Source organism: Pseudomonas sp. JUb42 (genome assembly GCF_024807945.1).
Lineage (GTDB): Bacteria > Pseudomonadota > Gammaproteobacteria > Pseudomonadales > Pseudomonadaceae > Aquipseudomonas.
Genome location: NZ_JANUFD010000017.1, coordinates 1 through 17,077, shown reverse-complemented (window position 1 = coordinate 17,077; position 17,077 = coordinate 1). Strand labels below are relative to the sequence as shown.

Below are 17,077 nucleotides of genomic sequence, written 5' to 3'. Positions count from 1 at the left end.
ACGGATAACCGATTTATGAGCGCAACACCCGTGGTTTATGTGGTCGATGACGAGCCGACGATGTGCACGTCGCTGACCCGCCTGCTCAGTTCGGCCGACCTGGTCAGCAAGAGCTTTGCCTCGGCCCAGGACTTCTTGCAGGAAAACTTCATCGAGCGGCCGACCTGCCTGCTGCTGGACGTCAACCTGGCGGCAGATAGCGGTTTCGACGTGCAGAGTGAACTGATGCGCCGGGGCCTGCATTTCCCGATCATTTTCATGACCGGCTACGGCACCATTCCCATGTCGGTGCGGGCCATCAAGGCCGGTGCCCATGAGTTCCTGACCAAACCCTTCGAGCCCGACTATCTGCTGGACCTGATCGGTCAGGCTCTGGAGCAGGATCGTGGCAATCTGATCCGGCGCCTGGAGACCGAAAGCTGTCGCCGCCGCTTCGATACCCTGACGCCCCGCGAACGGGAAGTCATGGCCCTGGCGATCACCGGCAAGATGATCAAGCAGATTGCCCATGAACTGGGCACCAGTGAGATTACCGCCAAAGTTCACAAACGCCATTTAATGACCAAGATGCAGGCGCGAACCCTGATTGATCTGGTGAAAATGGCTGATCGGTTGAATGCCGTCGAATAACTCCATGCGTGAGGTTTTTCGTACAAAAGTTCTACAAATGACGGCGAGCGGCACAACTATACATAGAGTCAATCCCCGTTCCGCGCTGTTGCGCGTACGCTACTTTTCTAACTACCCAAAGGCCAAGAAGTTCAGCTTATGGTTCTGATCTGCGTTGTCGACGACGACGTGTCTATGCGCAGCAGTCTTGGCAACCTGCTCAAATCCCTGGGCTGTCACAGCGTTGGTTTCGCTTCGGGGGAAGCGTTTCTGGCCTCCAGCGAAGTCAGTCAGGCCGCCTGTGTCCTGCTCGATTTGCGTATGCAGGGCATGCAAGGGCTCGACGTCTTGCGGCATCTGCGTGCCAGTGACCCGCATCCACCGGTGGTGTGCATGTCCGCTCACGGCGACCAACAGACGGTCTCCAGAGTAATGGTTGCCGGAGCCCTGGCCTTTCTCGCCAAGCCATTCTGTGAGGAGCAATTAATCGATGCGCTGGAGTTGGCTGGCATTGTGATATGAGTTTCACTAAATAACCCTGTAGCGAAAATGCGGAATTTAGTGTCGATTTAAGAACGATTAATACCCGGCAAAGGACTTTAAGGAAGCGCTCGATCCAGACTTGCAGTGTGTCATCCCCTCTGAACAGGAGAGCCAGGAATGAATACTGTCAGTTCGTCTTCGTTGCATCGCGTTACTTTGCCAGCCCTTGTCATGATCGAACCGCAAGCCCTCGAACGGGTTGCGCTGTCACCCTGGCAGGAGCGCCGGGCCAAGGAAATCATGGCCAGCCATATGGGTCGCGGCCTGTCGATCGCCCGTATCGCCAGTGAGTGCTCGCTGTCGCGCAGTCATTTTTCCCGGGCATTCAAGAAGAACACCGGTGTTTCGCCGAGGGACTGGTTTTTGCGCATTCGCCTGGAAAAGGCCAAGCGCCTGTTGACCGAGTCCGATTTGAGCATCTCCCGTATCAGCTTGGACTGCGGTTTTGCTGATCAGTCCCATTTCACCCGGGTATTTACCCGTATCATCGGTTCGACACCTTTCAGCTGGCGCCGTGCTTTACTGGCGTGAGACCGGAGCTTGCCCTGTTGAAGCAGCCTTACAGGGGGCCCTGTAGGAGCGATTCTTATGTAGCGAAGTATGTGGGAGCGAATTCATTCGCGAAGAGGTCGGTACATTCGGCGCATGCGTAGTGCTGAAATATCGCTTTCGCGAATGAATTCGCTCCCACAGAATCTGCTTCCACCGTTTGCTCCCACAAGATTCACCGCCACAGTTTTCACGGTTTGCCTTCACATCTTTCAGACCTGGACCTCTCCATGAACCGCAACGATCTGCGCCGTGTCGACCTCAACCTGCTGGTGATCTTTGAAGCGCTGATGTTCGAGCGCAATCTGACCCGTGTCGCCGAGAAGCTGTTCATGGGGCAGCCAGCGGTCAGTGCCGCGCTGGCCCGTCTGCGTGATCTGTTCGACGATCCGCTGTTGCTGCGCAATGGCCGGGGTATGGAGCCGACGGCGCGGGCGCTGGATATCCTCAAGGAAATCCAGCCCGCCCTGGATACCATTTCCGGCGCGGTGAGCCGGGCCAAGGATTTCGATCCCTCGACCAGTTGCGAGGTCTTTCGCATCGGTCTGTCCGATGACGCCGAATTCGGCCTGTTACCGCCGCTGCTGACACAGCTGCGTGAAGAGGCGCCCAATATCATTATCGTCGTGCGCCGGGCCAACTACCTGCTGATGCCGTCCATGCTGGCCTCCGGGGAAATTTCCGTGGGTGTCAGCTACACCACCGATCTGCCCGCCAATGCCAAGCGCAAGAAGCTGCGCGATATCACCTGCAAGGTGCTGCGCGGTGACTCCCGGCCCGGCGCCCTGACCCTGGATGAATACTGCGAACGCCCCCACGCCATGGTCTCGTTCTCTGGTGATCTGAGCGGCAATATCGACCTGGATCTGGCCAAGGTCGGCCGTTCGCGCAAGGTGGTGTTGGGTGTACCGCAGTTCAACGGTCTGCGCGCCTTGCTGGCGGGCACCGAACTGATCGCTACCGTGCCGGATTATGCCGCCTGTGCCCTGGTCGAAGGCTGCGCCCTGCGTGCCGACGAACCGCCGTTTCCAATTGTCGCTGCCGAGTTGTCCATGGTCTGGAGCGGGGTGCATGACAACGACCCGGCCGAACGCTGGCTGCGCTCGCGGATCAGCCAGTTCATGTCCGGAGCCTTGGTTGACCAGGCCTGATTCCAATTGTATTCGCAGCCCTAATGTGGGACCGGCGTTAGCCGGGAAGGCGTAGGTAAGATCGATAAATTTCTAGCGCCCGCACCAATGTCTTCCCGGCTAAAGCCGGTCCCACAGGTGGGTGGTGTCAGGATGCTCGCTCGCCAGGTCTCTGAAAAAGCACAACCATTCAATCTCCCCATGCCCACCCCTTGCACAATCGAGTCTGAAAATAAGTCCGCTCTGAAAGGAGCGGGCCTCAAGGACAGACGGGTGCGCAATGAAAGACTCCCCATCAACAGCCATGGCCCATGACCTGGGCCTGTTGTTTCTTCGGCTCAGCGGCGCGCTGTTTCTGCTTAAGGTCCACGGCCTGCCCAAGTTGCTGGACTACAGTAATCAGTTACTGAGCATCGAAGACCCTTTCCATCTGGGTGCCAATCTCACCCTGATCCTGGCGATTTTCGCCGAAGTCATTTGTCCGCTGTTTATCGCTGTCGGCCTGCTGGCGCGATTGTCCTGCTTGCCTATTCTGTTTCTTCTCGGGGTTGCGTTGTGGGTGGTGCATCCGGAGTGGAGTCTGGAGCAGGGCCAGTTCGGCTGGCTGCTGCTGATGGTTTTTACCACTTTGTTGATCGCCGGGCCGGGTCGGTTCGCCCTCAACGCACGTTTGCCCGGAGTGCTTCGCAATGTCTGACACCACGCCGTTCAATCAGGAAACGGTCACGCTGCTGATCAAGCACCGGATCAGGGCTGGCTCCGAGGACCAATATGAAGCCTGGCTGCGCCGGGTCGTCGGTATCGCTGCGGGTTATCACGGCCATCTGGGCGTCGACGTGGTACGGGGCAAGGCCGGTGGCCTGCATCTGTTCACCAGTGTGCTGCGCTTCAGTACCACTGAGGCCATGCAACGCTGGCTCGATTCCGACGAACGTCGAGAGTTGATCAAAGAAGTGGCGCCTTTACTTGCCGATGGCGATGTCACCGAGGTCAACACCGACAGCCAGTTCTGGTTCAACCCAAGTGAAGACGCGCCACAGCCGCCGCGCTGGAAGCAGGCCGTGGTGAGTTTCCTGGTGATCCTGCCCCTGAGCATGCTGATCCCGCTGCTCTGGGGGCCGGTGTTTTCTCTGCACGCCATCCTGTCCAGCTACCTGGTCAGCAACATCCTGATCACCGCGACCATTGTCCTGCTGGTGGTCTACCTGTGCATGCCCCTGGCCACGCGTCTGTTTGCGCCCTGGCTGACGGCGCGCCAGGACCAATGATGCTGTTTCTGTCTTTTCACTCCAGTCGAAGGAACTGTCATGAATGCTGAGCTGATTCTGTTTAACGGTAATTTTCATACGGTCGACCGCGAAAAACCCAAGGCTGACGCGGTTGCCATCAGCGACGGCCGTTTCATTGCCGTCGGCACCGAAGCCGAAGTCATGGCCCTGCGCGGCAGTGCGACCCAGGTCATCGACCTCAAGGGCCGCCGGGTGATTCCGGGTCTCAACGACTCGCACCTGCACCTGATTCGCGGCGGTCTGAACTATAACCTGGAACTGCGCTGGGAAGGCGTGCCGTCCCTGGCCGATGCCCTGCGCATGCTCAAGGCCCAGGCCGACCGTACGCCGACCCCGCAATGGGTACGTGTGGTGGGCGGCTGGAACGAATTTCAGTTTGCTGAAAAGCGCATGCCGACCCTGGAAGAACTGAACCAGGCTGCGCCCGATACTCCGGTTTTCGTTTTGCACCTGTACGACCGTGCGCTGCTTAACCGCGCCGCCTTGCGCGTGGCCGGTTATACCCGCGATACGCCGAACCCGCCGGGCGGCGAGATCCAGCGTGATGCCAATGGCGATCCGACCGGCATGCTGGTGGCCAAGCCCAACGCGATGATTCTGTACTCGACCCTGGCCAAGGGGCCTAAGTTGCCGCTGGAATATCAAGTCAACTCCACTCGCCAGTTCATGCGTGAGCTCAATCGCCTGGGCGTGACCAGTGCCATCGACGCCGGCGGCGGTTTCCAGAACTACCCCGATGACTATGCGGTGATCGAGCAGTTGGCCAAGGAAAAGCAACTGACCGTACGCATCGCCTACAACCTGTTTACCCAAAAGCCGAAAGAAGAACTCACCGATTTCAAGAACTGGACCAGCACCGTCACCCTGCATCAGGGCGACGACTTCCTGCGCCACAACGGCGCGGGCGAGATGCTGACCTTTTCGGCTGCCGACTTCGAAGACTTCCTCGAGCCGCGCCCGGACCTGCCTGCCGGTATGGAGCAGGATCTGGAGCCTGTGGTGCGTCATCTGGTCGAGCATCGCTGGCCGTTCCGCCTGCACGCCACCTATGACGAATCCATCTCGCGCATGCTCGACGTGTTCGAGAAGGTCAACCTGGACATTCCGTTCGCCGGTCTGCCGTGGTTCTTCGACCATTGCGAAACCATCACGCCGAAGAACATCGAGCGCGTAAAAGCGCTGGGCGGCGGCATTGCCATTCAGGACCGTATGGCGTTCCAGGGTGAGTACTTCGTCGATCGCTACGGCAAGAAAGCCGCTGAACACACGCCACCGATCAAACGCATGCTCGCCGAAGGCGTACCGGTGGGCGCCGGTACAGACGCCACCCGAGTGTCGAGTTACAACCCCTGGACTTCGCTGTACTGGATGGTCAGCGGTCGCACCGTCGGTGGCCTGGCCCTGTATCCGGAAGGCCTGTCCCGCGCCACCGCGCTGGAGCTGTACACCCACGGCAGCGCCTGGTTCTCGTCGGAGCAAGGCAAGAAAGGCCAGATCAAGGTCGGTCAACTGGCCGATGTGGTGGCGCTGTCGGCGGACTATTTCACCGTGGCCGAAGAAGACATCAAGGGCATCGAGTCGGTGCTCACCGTGGTCAATGGCCGTGTGGTCTACGGCGACGGCGATTTCGAGAACCTGGCGCCGACCGCATTGCCGGTGCTGCCGGACTGGTCGCCGGTGGTCAAGGTGCCAGGTCACTGGCGTGCTTCCTCGCCTATGCAGGCCCAGGTTCACCAGTGCAGCGGTCCCTGCGGCGTGCACTCCCACAGCCATGACAAGGCGCGCATGTCGAGTGTGCCGGTCAGCGACTTCCAGGGTTTCTGGGGCGCGTTTGGCTGTTCCTGTTTCGCATTCTGATTGTTACCCACCTGACGCTGTCGCCTTGCGTGTGGCGGCGTCATTTGCAAGACCCCTCGAAAGGAGAAAACCATGAGCCTCACCCCTTGGAAGCGTATCAACAAAGATGACGCCGTCGTTCTGTTGGTCGATCACCAGACCGGCCTGATCTCCCTGGTGCAGGACTTCTCGCCCAACGAGTTCAAGAACAACGTGCTGGCCCTGGCGGATCTTGCCAAGTTCTTCAAGCTGCCGACCATCCTCACCACCAGCTTCGAAACCGGCCCCAACGGCCCGCTGGTTCCAGAGCTCAAAGAGCTGTTCCCGGATGCGCCGTACATCCCGCGCCCTGGCCAGATCAACGCCTGGGACAACGAAGATTTCGTCAAGGCTGTTAAAGCGACCGGTCGCAAGCAACTGATCATCGCCGGTGTCGTGACTGACGTCTGCGTGGCGTTCCCAACCCTGTCGGCCCTGGCTGAAGGTTTCGAAGTGTTTGTCGTGACTGACGCTTCCGGCACCTTCAACGAGACCGTACAGCGCGCTTCCTGGGCTCGCATGAGCGCTGCCGGTGCGCAACTGGTCAACTGGTTCTCGGTTGCCTGCGAGCTGCAGGTTGACTGGCGCAACGACATGGAAGGCCTGGCCAACCTGCTGTCGCCGCGCATTCCGAACTACCGCAACCTGATGAACAGCTACTCGGCGTTCAATAAGTAACAACAGTCCGGATGCTTCGCGGGCAAGCCTCGCTCCAACGGATCTGAGTTATCCCGTTGGAGCGAGGCTTGCCCGCGAACGTCTTGACGCGGTATGCCGGTCTTTACGCGGTCTGCGTCTGCCGCGCCCGCAGCGGCATGATCAGGTCCGCCACCAGGGCGATGACAATCGCCACACTCGCCATCACGAACAACAGCACATGCTGACCCCCCTGTAGCGTTGAAGATCGCCGAACTGGCATACCCGGCCAGCGCCTGAAAGGTGGCGAACGATACGGTGGCACGGCTCCAGGCCAGTTGCTGCTGGTGATGATGCGGCACCAGCTCATGCACCCGCGCCAGGGCCAGGGGCACGATGCCCGGCGGGAACGAACCGATGATCACGGCCAGCAAGGCCAATACCCAATAAGACGAACTCACGCAGAGCAGGCTCACGGCTATCGCTTGCACCAGCAATACCAGACGAATCGAAGGGCGCGCGCCGAAACGGTCGGCGAGCCAGCCATATACCACCGGGCCAAGGATCGAGCCGACGCCGTACATGATCCAGATCAGCGCCCCGACATGGGCACTGGCGCCCAGGCCACGGGTGATGTAATCCACCAGAAAGACCATGGCCGGCACCAGGCCCACCGCCATCAAGGCATACTGACCGAACAGCAGGTACATGGCCGCGCCCAGCGGTTGTACCTTTTCAGTTTTTTCCGGGGCCGGTGTGGCAACGGCTGCGGCCGCTTCACGGGAGGGCCAGCCGAACCAGCTCAGGGCGGTCAGCAGCAGGGCGACAAAGCCAAGGCCGATCCAGGCATCGTGCAGTCCCAGGGACAACAGCAGGGGCACTATGGTCCCGGAACCGGCAATGCCGACGCCGACACCGAGGAAGATCGCGCCACTGGCCAGGCCTTTACGGGCCGCAGGCACATGGGGAATCACGGTCGCGGCCACCAGTACCATGATCGCGCCACCGGCGATGCCGGACACCAGACGCCAGCCGAAGAACCAGCTGATCGACAGGGGAAAGGCACAGGCAAAGAACGACGCCGTGACCAACAACATCATCAGGCGCAGTGTGTGGCTGTTGGACAGCCGTTTGGCGATGGGTCGGCCGGTGAGGGCGCCGATCAGATAGCCGATCAGGTTGGCGGCACCGAGGTAGATCACGTCGGCAGCGGAAAACCAGTGGGCCTGGATCAGCGAAGGAATCAACGGCGTATAGGCAAAGCGCGCCAGGCCGATACTGACCAGACTGGCACACAGGCCAGCGAATATATGCAGCCACATCGCATTGCGCGAGGCGGCCAGAGGAGCGGTTTTCGGAGTCATGGTTCGATGTCCAAAGAGTGGTCGTTGAAAACGACGGATTGGCATCAGGTTAACCATGATCGATGATGCAGGCTCGCTGTTAATTCACGCTTCAGGGATGCAGAAATGCATCGCAGGGAATTTATGAACTGGGACGATACGCGAATCTTTCTGGCGGTCTGCCGCCAGGCGACACTGCGCGGCGCCGGGCGCCTGCTGGGGGTGGATCAGGCCACCGTCGGGCGCCGCATCAATGCCCTGGAAAAGGACCTGGGCACCACCCTGTTCCTGCGCACCTCCGAAGGCTATGTGCTGACCGCACCGGGGGAAGCGGCCTACGCCTCGGCGCAGTTGATGGAAGGCGCAGCCCTGGAATTGCAGCGGCAGATCCAGGGCCTGGACAACCGCCTCAGTGGCGAGGTGCGGATCACTACCACCGACTCCCTGGCCGTGGACTTCGTGATTCCGGCCATTGCCAGTGTCCATCGAGAACACCCGGATGTGCGGGTACGTCTGGATGCTTCATCACAGATTTTAAGCCTTTCGCGACGTGAAGCAGATATCGCCATCCGCAACCAGAAGCCGGAGAACCCCGACCTGGTGGCACGCTGTATCGCTAAATGGCCGTTGGCGCTGTATGCCGCGCCGGGTTATGTCGAACAATATGGTGAGCCGGTGCAGGGAGAGGCTTTTGCCGGGCACGATATGGTGATTTATCAGCCCTATCTGGACAGTGGCAAGCCGGTGACGCTGGCGGCCGAGCCAATCACCCGTGGGCGCATTGCGGCAACCGTAAGCTCGGGCCTGATGATGCGTCGGGCCATCGCTGCGGGCGTCGGTGTCGGTGAACTGCCGGTGCGTCTGGGCGAACTGGATGGCTTGCTGCGACTGTGGCCGGAACGCAGCCGGGGGACGACCTACGATGTCTGGCTGGTGACCCATCAGGATCTGCGCCATACCGCACGGGTGCGGGTGGTGATCGACAAGATCGTTGAAGCCTTTGGTGCTTTGATCTGACTGGGGCGTGCCCATGACGCGGGCACGCCATCCATTTGTTCTCAGCTATTGCAGCCGTTGCCGTTATCCACCACGTCATAACGAATGGCGTGCTCCGCGCCCTGGGAGTCGACATAGACCATGCGCTGGGTGCCCACTTCGCAGTCGTTATGGCTGCGGCTGACGGAAATCACCTTGGCGATATCCAGATGGGTGCCGTAGTGGTACGGCTCGGTAACAGGCGTGCTGTTATTAGTTGATTCGGCAGCCATGGCATGGCCGGCGGCAAAGATCATTGCAGTGGCGAACAGGAACTTTTTCATGGTGACACCTCATTCTGCGCGGGAAGTTGATAATTAACAGTGCGTAGAAACAGGCTAGGACTGAGCGTTGGAAGTGTCTATCGGATTAAGTTTTATAAACTGATAAACATTATTTTATAAATGATTTTTCTTTGTAAGGCAGCGGGATAGGAGGGTTAAACTTTAGTTCATGAAACAAGTTTAATTGATGCCGGGCAATAATGTAGGACTGGCTTTAGTCAGGAGGACTTTGGTACGGCCGATACCTCTCTTTTTCCATAGGAGCGGCTTTAGCCGCGAGAGCTTCCTCCCGGCTAAAGCCGGTCCTACGGTCCTGTGTTTGTTGCGCCGAAAACGCGGGAGGATTACGGCGCAGGCACCTGCACATCCCTCTGACCACTGAACTCCAGGCCCTTGGCCACAAAGCCATTGCGAATCTGTTCCTCGACAAAGCTGTCGATATAAGCAGCAGCCAGCTCACGCTCCCTGGGCACGGCCATGGCCTGGCGGATCTCGGTAAAACTGTCCGCCAGCACCCTGACTTGCGGGTGGGCCTTGGCGATCTGTTCCAGCGGCTGGCGTACGCCGGCAGCGGCATCAAGGGCGCGTTCGAGGAACAGGTCCACGGCGGCGGCGGAGGTCGGGCCGCGAATCAGGTCGGCGTGGGCCAGCGTGCGTGACAGAAAGAGATCATAAGCGGCACCGTGGCCGACGGCGATGCGTCGCCCCGGCTGATCGAGGTCACGAGTATGTTGGTCAGGACTTTCGCGGCGAACGAGATAAGTGCCTTCGATGGTCACGTAGGGTCTGGAGAACGCCAGTTGCTCGGCGCGTTCGGGCTCAATCGCGAGAAAGGCCAGGTCCCATTGGTCCTGGCTGAGCGCGGCGAAGACCTTGCCCGCTGCGTCAAAGGTGATCAGACGCAGAGGCAGGCCCAATTGCTTGGCCAGGGCCCGGGCCAGCTCCACCGAGACGCCAAGCGGGTCGCCACCGACCGGGCCGGGCTGAGCAAGCACCGGGTTACCAAGGTTGATCGCTACCCGCAAAGTCCCGCTCGGGGCCAGTTCATACAGCATCCGGGAAGTGGCTGGCACTTGACTCATGGTGTCCCCTCATAGAAATCGTGAGGGCAGGTTAGCGCAACCTGTAACCGCCATGAAGCAGTGCCGCACACTTTGCCCGTTTTCAGGCACCCCAGGCTGTTTCCAGGGTCTTGCAGACGCCGCTGATGATGCTGTCGACGTCCTGTTCATCGATGATCAGCGGCGGCAACAGGCGAATGGTCGTGCTGCGGGTAATATTGATCAGCAGCCCATGGTCGCGTGCTGCAATCAGTGCCAGATCGCGACAGGGCTTGCCCAATTCGATGCCGATCATCAAGCCCTGACCCCGAATTGCCACCACCCCAGGATGTTCAGCCAATGCCGCCTGCAGACCGCTGAGCAGCCGTTCGCCCTGAATCCGGGCATTATCAACCAGACCTTGCCGTTCGATCACATCCAGTACGGTGCAGGCCACACGGCAGGCGAAGGGGTTGCCGCCGAAGGTGCTGCCGTGACTGCCGGGGGTAAACAATTGCGCGGCCTTGCCCCTGGCCAGGCACGCACCGATGGGGATGCCGTTGCCCAGGCCTTTGGCCAGGGTCATCACGTCCGGCACTACCCCTTCATGTTGAAAGGCAAACCACTGGCCGGTTCGGCCCAGACCGGTCTGGATTTCATCGAGCATCAGCAGCCAGTTGCGCCGGTTGCAACGCTCGCGCAGGGCCTTGAGGTAACCGGCGGGCGCGGTCTGCACGCCGCTCTCGCCCTGGATCGGTTCCAGCAGTACGGCGACGATGCGCGAGCCCCAGGTTTCACAGGCGTGGTCCAGGGCGTCCAGATCACCGAACGGCACTTTCAGGAAGTCCCCCGGCAGTGAGTTGAAACCCACCCGCACCGCCGGGCCGTCGCTGGCCGACAGCGTACCCAGGGTGCGGCCATGGAAAGCATTGCCCATGACCACGATCAGCGGCTTCTCGACACCTTTATGCCAGGCAAACAGCCGCGCCAGTTTCAACGCGGTTTCATTGGCTTCGGCCCCCGAGTTATTGAAGAACGCCCGTTCCATGCCGGACAGTTCGGTCAGCTTTTGCGCAAGCCGTTGCTGCCAGTCAATGCTGTACAGATTGGAGGTGTGCAACAGTAGGCCGGCCTGATCGCGGATCGCTTCGACCACGTCGGGATGGCTGTGGCCGACATTGGTCACCGCCACGCCAGCCACGGCGTCCAGGTATTCACGGCCGTCCTGATCCCACAGACGGCTGCCCAGACCGCGCTCGAAGCACAGCGGCAGAGGTTGGTAAGTGGTCATCAGGCAGGCGGTGGACATGGGATCAAGCTCCTTGAGGATGTGAGCTTGCAGTATCGTTAGCCAGTCATGATGGATAAACACTGGTATTGTTCAAACATTTTAAATCCAGGATTGATAATGGATCTGTTCCAGGCGATGACGGTTTACATAAAAGTGGTGGAGGGCGGCAGCATGACTGCAGCGGCCCAGCACTGCGGGATGTCCACGACCATGGTGGGCAATCATCTGCGGGCGCTGGAGCAGCGTCTGGGCGTCAGCCTGTTGAATCGCACCACCCGGCGGCAAAGCCTGACAGAGTTCGGCACCGCGTATTACCAGCGTTGTCAGGAAGTGCTTGGACTGGTGGCGGACTCCGAGCGTCTTGCCGAACAGCAGCAGGGCGAGCCCCAGGGCACGTTGCGCATCACCGCGCCACTGACCTTCGGCTCGGAGCGTCTGGCCCCGGCCCTGAGCGAATATTCCCAACGCTATCCTCAGGTCAAACTGGACGTGGTGCTGACTAACCAGCGCCCGGATCTGATCGGTAACAGCTTCGATGTGGCGGTGCGCCTTGGCGCCGTGGAAGCACCGGGGCTGATTGCCCGGCCGCTGGAGGACTACGTCCTGAAGATCTGCGCCTCACCCGAATACCTGCAACGCAACGGCACGCCCAGCCACCCCGAGGACCTGCAGGAACATAACTGCCTGGCCTTTGCCTACCCGGCGGGAGATGACTGGAGTTCGGTGATCAAGCAATGGCAGTTCAGCAGTCCTGACGGCGATATCTTCGTGCCGGTCAATGGATCGCTAGTAATCAATAGCTCGGCGGGCCTGCATCGGGCAGCCCTGGCCGGGATGGGCGTGGTGATGCTGCCGGATGCGCTGGTATTGCCGGATATACGCGAGGGGCGTTTGATCGATCTACTGCCGGGCTATCAGCCGCCCAGCCGACCCATGCATCTGGTGTATTCGCCGGATCGTTATCGGCTGCCCAAACTCAAACACTTTGTTGATCATGCGATGAGTTTGTGGGGCAAGTAAGCTGGGTGTGTATGGGAGCGAACATTGTGGGAGCGATTTCGTGGGAGCGAATTCATTCGCGAAGAGGCCGGTACATCCGATAGACAGTCATCGTCTGAAATACCGCATTCGCGAATGAATTCGCTCCCACAAGGTTCGCCCTGCACAAGGTTCGCTCTCGTCGTGCATATTATTCAGGGCATAAAGAGCGGTAGCTTATTCTTTCTCACCGGTGTTCAGCCGTTCGAACAGCCATTGCCCATGACTTGATACTTGAGGATATGACGCTGGCCCCGGGAATCCTCGTAAGTCATTTCCATTGGGACAACGGCGCAGACATTGGCCACTTCCGTGGTTGAAATAACTTTATGAATATCCAGGTTCATACCGTAGGTATAGTCTTGCGCAACAACATCCTGCACTGGCTGATGCGCTGTTGTGTCATCGGCCATGGCGGAAATACTTAGGCAGGAGACAGCGGCCGCGATCAGCAGGGCGTTAACGTTCATTACAGTTTTCCTTGGCAGTGATAATAAATCGGTCGCGCAAGTGACGAGACTGTTAGTTGTCTGTTTTATTCTGAGAGGGTCTTTTGTCGTCAGGCGTTTTCATGGCGCGAATGGTAGGGCGCCGAAAGAAAGAGGGGTAGAGGTGTTTTTGATAAACACTTTTTGCAAAAGCTGCAACAATCCCGAGTGGGTTATTCGCATCAGCCGAGAGAAAGGGCGGGATAGTAGACTTTGGTCGACACTTCGGTTTTTAAGAAATGGATAATCGACCCTTTATGGCTCGATTATCCACGACGCTGTTTGATTACTGGTTTGGAAAGCGCAGGTTCATGTGATCAATTACCCGTTGTGCCAAGTCATCCGGGTGGAACTTGGCGAGAAAATCATTGGCCCCGACTTTCTTCACCATGGCCTGGTTGAATACCCCGGACAGCGAACTGTGCAGGACAATATGCAAGCCATGCATGCGTGAGTCATTGCGCACTTCGGCAGTCAGGGTATAGCCGTCCATTTCCGGCATCTCGATATCGGAAATCATCATCAGGAACTCTTCGGTGGGCTTCTTGCCTTCGTCCACCATGGCCTTGAGATATTCCAGGGCCTGACGCCCGTCGTTCAGGGCGACTACTTCGACGCCGATCTTTTCCAGGCAACGGCTGACCTGCTTACGCGCCACGGAGGAGTCGTCGACGGTGAGCACGCGAATGGTCTTGGCCTTTTCCTGTACCTGCTCATCGATAACGCCGGCGGAGATTTCCTCGGCCACAGGAGACACCTTGGCCAGGACTTTCTCCACGTCGATGATTTCCACCAGTTTGTCGTTCACCTTGGTCACGGCAGTCAGGTAGTTGTTGGTGCCGCTGCCGCGAGGTGGCGAGTGGATGTCTTCCCAGTTGAGGTTGACGATATGCTCGACCGAGTAGACCAGGAAGCCCTGGGTCTTGCGGTTGTATTCGGTGATGATGACGTAGGCCGACGCCGGATCCGCGAGACCGGGCAGGCCGGTGGCCAGGGCCAGGTCGAGGATCGGGATAGACACACCGCGAATATTGGCAACGCCGCAGATGTTTGAGTTAGAGCCTGGGATCAGGGACAGGTGCGGGCATTTAAGGACTTCCCGGACCTTGAATACGTTGATGCCATAGAGTTGATGTTCATTGAACTTGAATAGCAATAGTTCGAGGCGGTTCTGGCCGACCAATTGAGTGCGACTATTAACAGCGTCCATTATCCCGGCCATAGGTACCTCTGACAGTATTCAAGTGAGCAGGGCCCGCTGATCATGGCATCAGGTGCAGGCACTGGTGAGCGGCACGGGTCCGTGTGCAGGTGAGTTATTTCAGCTCACTCTAGCGTGTATCGGCACGCTTTCGCTGTTGTTAAGGCCAGAGTAGGTGATTCGTCGGGAAAAAAACATTGAGCGAAAAATAAACATTAATTTGGATCCAAATCCTCCTGAATTCCCGTGCATTTGGTAATCGCGCGAAAGTCTATTCGCGCTATCCATAATCGGATCAAAGGCTTTTTTACCGAAATATCAACGCTTTCAGGCCACCGTTACTATCGGCGTCGATAAATTCTGGCGGATTATCCAGGCGTTGTTCGAAATGCAGCCCGGGCGCCTCAATCGCCATCTGTTCAATGAGAAAGTCCGGGCCGACGCTGGGATCGTTCATGCAGGCGAGCACGCAGCCGTCGGCAGTGAGCAACTCCGGCAGGCGGCGCAGGACACGCCGGTAATCCTTGTCGAGTTCGAAGCTGCCTTTCTGGAACGAGGGTGGATCGATGATTACCAGATCATAGGGGCCGGATTTCTTCACCATGCCCCATGACTTGAACAGGTCATGTCCCATGAAACCGACGCGGCTCAGATCGTGGTCGTTCAGGCGATGGTTGCCGCGACCGCGGTTCAGCGCGCCACGGGCCATGTCCAGATTCAGTACCTGTTCCGCGCCACCGGCAATGGCCGCCACGGAAAACCCGCAGGTATAAGCGAACAGGTTGAGGATGCGCTTGCCCTGAGCCTGGGCGCGGACCCAGTCGCGGCCGTAGCGCATATCGAGGAACAGCCCGGAGTTCTGTTTTTTACCGAAGTCGACCTTATAGGTCAGGCCGCTCTCATGAATCAGCCATTCATTGACCACTTCACCGCACAGCCACTCGGTAGTGCTGTCTGGCAAATAGCGATGCTGCAACAGCAGGGTGTGGGCCTGAGCCTGGCGCCAGGTCTGCGAGATGCTCAGCTCCATCAGCAACGCTTTCAACGCGAGCAGTTCGTCGGCAGGCGGCTCACGGAACAGCGACACCAGCACCACGCCTTCCATCCAGTCGACGGTGATCTGCTCAAGCCCGGCCCACAGTCGCCCACGGCCGTGGAACAGGCGGCGGGTTTCCTCAGGGGGTGTGATCAGGGCGCTGATCAGGTGCTGGTGCAGGGTCGCGAGTGCTTCGGAGTTCATGAAGGCGCATCAGTCGATAAAAGAGCGCGGCATTCTAAACCTATCGGGCGGCTTGTGCTTCGGCCTGCGATAAACCAACAGAATGAATTGGAATGAAGGGTGGGAGCCGGCTTGCTGGCGATGGCGTCGGTGAGGTCACCGGCATTGTTGCGAGCGCTTCGCACTCGATCGCCACCAAGGCGGCTCCCACGAGTCCTCTGTCTGAAATTAGACAGCCTGGCTTAATGGGCGCGGCCGTTCGGACTGTATTTACGGCCTCATCTTGTTCTCTGTCCAATAGGCTTCGACCTGTTGGGTCAGCGCATCGGGCAGCGGCACAAAGTTAAGGGCGTTGGTCTGGGCCTTGCCGTCTTCCAGGGACCACTTGAAGAAGTCCAGTACCAGTTTGCGCCGCTCCGGATCCTTGGCCAGTTTCGGCATGACCACGAAGGTGGTCGCCGTTACCGGATAGGCATTGTCACCCGCCGCATTGATCATCGAGGTATTGAAGTCCTGGGCGCTGTCCCAGTTGGCTGCCGCCGCTGCGGCCTGGAAACTGGCCACGGTGGGCGGTACGAAGTTCCCCGCCTTGTTTTGCAGCAGACCGAAGTTCAGGTTGTTCTGTTTGATATAGGCGTATTCCAGATAACTGATGGAGTCAGGCATCTGCTTGATGTAAGTGGCTACGCCTTCACTGCCCTTGGCGCCGAAACCGGTTGGCCACTTCACTGACACGCCGCTGCCGATAGTGCCTTGCCACGCTGGGCTGACACTGGACAGGTAGTTGACCCAGTTATAAGTAGTGCCCGAATCATCGGAGCGGTAGACCACGACTATCTTCTTGTTCGGCAACGTAACGCCGGGATTGAGTGCAACGATCGCCGGGTCATTCCACTGTTTGATCTTGCCCATGAAAATATCGGCCATTACGGCGCCGCTGAACTTCAGAGTGCCCGGGGCAATACCACTCAGGTTCATGACCGGGACGACGCCGCCAATCACCAGTGGAAATTGACCCAGGCCGTGGCTGGCCAGTTCTTCGGACTTGAGCGGCATGTCACTGGCGCCGAAGTCCACGGCATCGGCCTTGATCTGGGCAATACCGCCGCCGGAGCCGATGGCCTGGTAGTTGATGCGCTTGCCGGTCTTCTGGTTATAGTCTGCCGCCCACTTGGAGAGGATTGGATAAACGAAAGTTGATCCGGCTCCGGTCACTTCTTCTACGGCGCTGGCCTGGTTGACAAGGGTGAGACTCAACACCAGGCCCAGGCTTGCGGCCATCAGTGTTTTGGAAAACTCGAACATGCGACGACTCCCGGTCGGTCAATATAGGCAAAGGGGATAAATAGGGGCGGGCGGTCTCGCTTGCCCGCCACTGGATTTGTCAGTGGGAGCGGGGGGGGGGGGGGGGGGGGGGGGGGGTGGGGTGGGGGGGGGGGGGGGGGGGGGGGGGGGGGTGGGGGGGTGGGGGGGGGGGGTGGGGGGGGGGGGGGGCGGGGGCGGCGGG

The 17,077-nt window shown here is 59.1% G+C and carries 17 protein-coding genes and 1 pseudogene; 10 read left to right on the top strand and 8 right to left on the bottom strand.

The features are described 5' to 3' along the window. Positions 1-15: 15 nt before the first annotated feature. The 8 genes from M2401_RS27770 to ycaC all read left to right on the top strand — a co-directional run bounded on the left by M2401_RS27770 (position 16) and on the right by ycaC (position 6,673). A complete protein-coding gene (locus M2401_RS27770) occupies positions 16-630 on the top strand; it encodes a response regulator transcription factor (RefSeq protein WP_259108559.1) in 615 nt (204 codons plus the stop codon). A gap of 138 nt (positions 631-768) precedes the next feature. Continuing rightward, entirely contained in the window at positions 769-1,131 is a 363-nt protein-coding gene (locus M2401_RS27765; RefSeq protein WP_409033994.1) for a response regulator transcription factor, read from the top strand. A 138-nt stretch (positions 1,132-1,269) separates the two neighbouring features. After that, positions 1,270-1,683, top strand: a complete 414-nt coding sequence (locus M2401_RS27760; protein ID WP_259108558.1) for a helix-turn-helix domain-containing protein — start codon at positions 1,270-1,272, stop codon at positions 1,681-1,683. A gap of 248 nt (positions 1,684-1,931) precedes the next feature. Next, the gene (locus M2401_RS27755) at positions 1,932-2,852 is read left to right on the top strand and encodes a LysR family transcriptional regulator (protein ID WP_259108556.1); all 921 of its coding nucleotides are present in this window, start codon (positions 1,932-1,934) and stop codon (positions 2,850-2,852) included. 259 nt (positions 2,853-3,111) lie between these two features. Beyond that, positions 3,112-3,528 carry a DoxX family protein gene (locus M2401_RS27750; RefSeq protein WP_259108548.1) on the top strand — a complete coding sequence of 139 codons (417 nt, stop codon included), beginning with the start codon at positions 3,112-3,114 and terminating at the stop codon, positions 3,526-3,528. Beyond that, on the top strand, positions 3,521-4,099 hold the full coding sequence (locus tag M2401_RS27745) for an antibiotic biosynthesis monooxygenase (RefSeq protein ID WP_259108546.1): 579 nt from the start codon (positions 3,521-3,523) through the stop codon (positions 4,097-4,099). Before M2401_RS27750 ends, M2401_RS27745 begins: the two co-directional genes overlap by 8 nt. 39 nt (positions 4,100-4,138) lie before the next feature. Next, positions 4,139-5,977 (top strand): amidohydrolase, encoded by a 1,839-nt coding sequence (locus M2401_RS27740; protein WP_259108544.1) that lies wholly within the window; start codon positions 4,139-4,141, stop codon positions 5,975-5,977. Between the two features lie 72 nt (positions 5,978-6,049). Further along, positions 6,050-6,673: an isochorismate family cysteine hydrolase YcaC gene (gene ycaC / locus M2401_RS27735; RefSeq protein ID WP_259108543.1), complete on the top strand. Its 624-nt coding sequence runs from the start codon at positions 6,050-6,052 to the stop codon at positions 6,671-6,673. A gap of 103 nt (positions 6,674-6,776) precedes the next feature. On the opposite strand, the pseudogene M2401_RS27730 reads toward ycaC, so the two are convergent. Then, positions 6,777-7,995, bottom strand: a pseudogene (locus tag M2401_RS27730) (YbfB/YjiJ family MFS transporter). A gap of 123 nt (positions 7,996-8,118) precedes the next feature. Between M2401_RS27730 and M2401_RS27725 the strand changes: the two are divergent. Continuing rightward, positions 8,119-8,991 (top strand): LysR family transcriptional regulator, encoded by an 873-nt coding sequence (locus tag M2401_RS27725; RefSeq protein WP_259108921.1) that lies wholly within the window; start codon positions 8,119-8,121, stop codon positions 8,989-8,991. 41 nt (positions 8,992-9,032) lie between these two features. On the opposite strand, the gene M2401_RS27720 is transcribed toward M2401_RS27725, so the two are convergent. From M2401_RS27720 to M2401_RS27710, 3 genes are all read right to left on the bottom strand, one after another. Beyond that, a complete protein-coding gene (locus M2401_RS27720) occupies positions 9,033-9,293 on the bottom strand; it encodes a DUF2790 domain-containing protein (RefSeq protein ID WP_259108541.1) in 261 nt (86 codons plus the stop codon). Between the two features lie 344 nt (positions 9,294-9,637). After that, a complete protein-coding gene (locus M2401_RS27715) occupies positions 9,638-10,375 on the bottom strand; it encodes an ABC transporter substrate-binding protein (protein WP_259108539.1) in 738 nt (245 codons plus the stop codon). A gap of 82 nt (positions 10,376-10,457) precedes the next feature. Next, positions 10,458-11,642, bottom strand: coding sequence for an acetylornithine transaminase (locus M2401_RS27710; RefSeq protein ID WP_259108537.1), 1,185 nt, complete (start codon positions 11,640-11,642; stop codon positions 10,458-10,460). 99 nt (positions 11,643-11,741) lie between these two features. Here M2401_RS27710 and M2401_RS27705 point away from each other — a divergent pair, with 99 nt between their 5' ends. Then, entirely contained in the window at positions 11,742-12,644 is a 903-nt protein-coding gene (locus M2401_RS27705) for a LysR family transcriptional regulator (protein WP_259108527.1), read from the top strand. 215 nt (positions 12,645-12,859) lie between these two features. On the opposite strand, the gene M2401_RS27700 is transcribed toward M2401_RS27705, so the two are convergent. From M2401_RS27700 to pstS, 4 genes are all read right to left on the bottom strand, one after another. Beyond that, positions 12,860-13,132 carry a DUF2790 domain-containing protein gene (locus M2401_RS27700; protein ID WP_259108525.1) on the bottom strand — a complete coding sequence of 91 codons (273 nt, stop codon included), beginning with the start codon at positions 13,130-13,132 and terminating at the stop codon, positions 12,860-12,862. Positions 13,133-13,436: 304 nt separating this feature from the next. Then, the gene (locus M2401_RS27695; RefSeq protein WP_259108523.1) at positions 13,437-14,372 is read right to left on the bottom strand and encodes a chemotaxis protein CheV; all 936 of its coding nucleotides are present in this window, start codon (positions 14,370-14,372) and stop codon (positions 13,437-13,439) included. 286 nt (positions 14,373-14,658) lie between these two features. Beyond that, positions 14,659-15,591 (bottom strand): class I SAM-dependent methyltransferase, encoded by a 933-nt coding sequence (locus tag M2401_RS27690; protein ID WP_259108521.1) that lies wholly within the window; start codon positions 15,589-15,591, stop codon positions 14,659-14,661. Positions 15,592-15,840: 249 nt separating this feature from the next. Continuing rightward, complete coding sequence (pstS, locus tag M2401_RS27685) at positions 15,841-16,875, bottom strand: phosphate ABC transporter substrate-binding protein PstS (protein WP_259108519.1); 1,035 nt, start codon at positions 16,873-16,875, stop codon at positions 15,841-15,843. Between the last annotated feature and the right edge of the window lie 202 nt (positions 16,876-17,077).

Coding starts and splice junctions, on each gene's coding strand:
- M2401_RS27770 (WP_259108559.1), top strand. CDS start 16: ATGAGCGCAACACCCGTGGTTTATGTGGTCGATGACGAGCCGACGATG.
- M2401_RS27765 (WP_409033994.1), top strand. CDS start 769: ATGGTTCTGATCTGCGTTGTCGACGACGACGTGTCTATGCGCAGCAGT.
- M2401_RS27760 (WP_259108558.1), top strand. CDS start 1,270: ATGAATACTGTCAGTTCGTCTTCGTTGCATCGCGTTACTTTGCCAGCC.
- M2401_RS27755 (WP_259108556.1), top strand. CDS start 1,932: ATGAACCGCAACGATCTGCGCCGTGTCGACCTCAACCTGCTGGTGATC.
- M2401_RS27750 (WP_259108548.1), top strand. CDS start 3,112: ATGAAAGACTCCCCATCAACAGCCATGGCCCATGACCTGGGCCTGTTG.
- M2401_RS27745 (WP_259108546.1), top strand. CDS start 3,521: ATGTCTGACACCACGCCGTTCAATCAGGAAACGGTCACGCTGCTGATC.
- M2401_RS27740 (WP_259108544.1), top strand. CDS start 4,139: ATGAATGCTGAGCTGATTCTGTTTAACGGTAATTTTCATACGGTCGAC.
- ycaC (WP_259108543.1), top strand. CDS start 6,050: ATGAGCCTCACCCCTTGGAAGCGTATCAACAAAGATGACGCCGTCGTT.
- M2401_RS27725 (WP_259108921.1), top strand. CDS start 8,119: ATGAACTGGGACGATACGCGAATCTTTCTGGCGGTCTGCCGCCAGGCG.
- M2401_RS27720 (WP_259108541.1), bottom strand. CDS start 9,293: ATGAAAAAGTTCCTGTTCGCCACTGCAATGATCTTTGCCGCCGGCCAT.
- M2401_RS27715 (WP_259108539.1), bottom strand. CDS start 10,375: ATGAGTCAAGTGCCAGCCACTTCCCGGATGCTGTATGAACTGGCCCCG.
- M2401_RS27710 (WP_259108537.1), bottom strand. CDS start 11,642: ATGTCCACCGCCTGCCTGATGACCACTTACCAACCTCTGCCGCTGTGC.
- M2401_RS27705 (WP_259108527.1), top strand. CDS start 11,742: ATGGATCTGTTCCAGGCGATGACGGTTTACATAAAAGTGGTGGAGGGC.
- M2401_RS27700 (WP_259108525.1), bottom strand. CDS start 13,132: ATGAACGTTAACGCCCTGCTGATCGCGGCCGCTGTCTCCTGCCTAAGT.
- M2401_RS27695 (WP_259108523.1), bottom strand. CDS start 14,372: ATGGCCGGGATAATGGACGCTGTTAATAGTCGCACTCAATTGGTCGGC.
- M2401_RS27690 (WP_259108521.1), bottom strand. CDS start 15,591: ATGAACTCCGAAGCACTCGCGACCCTGCACCAGCACCTGATCAGCGCC.
- pstS (WP_259108519.1), bottom strand. CDS start 16,875: ATGTTCGAGTTTTCCAAAACACTGATGGCCGCAAGCCTGGGCCTGGTG.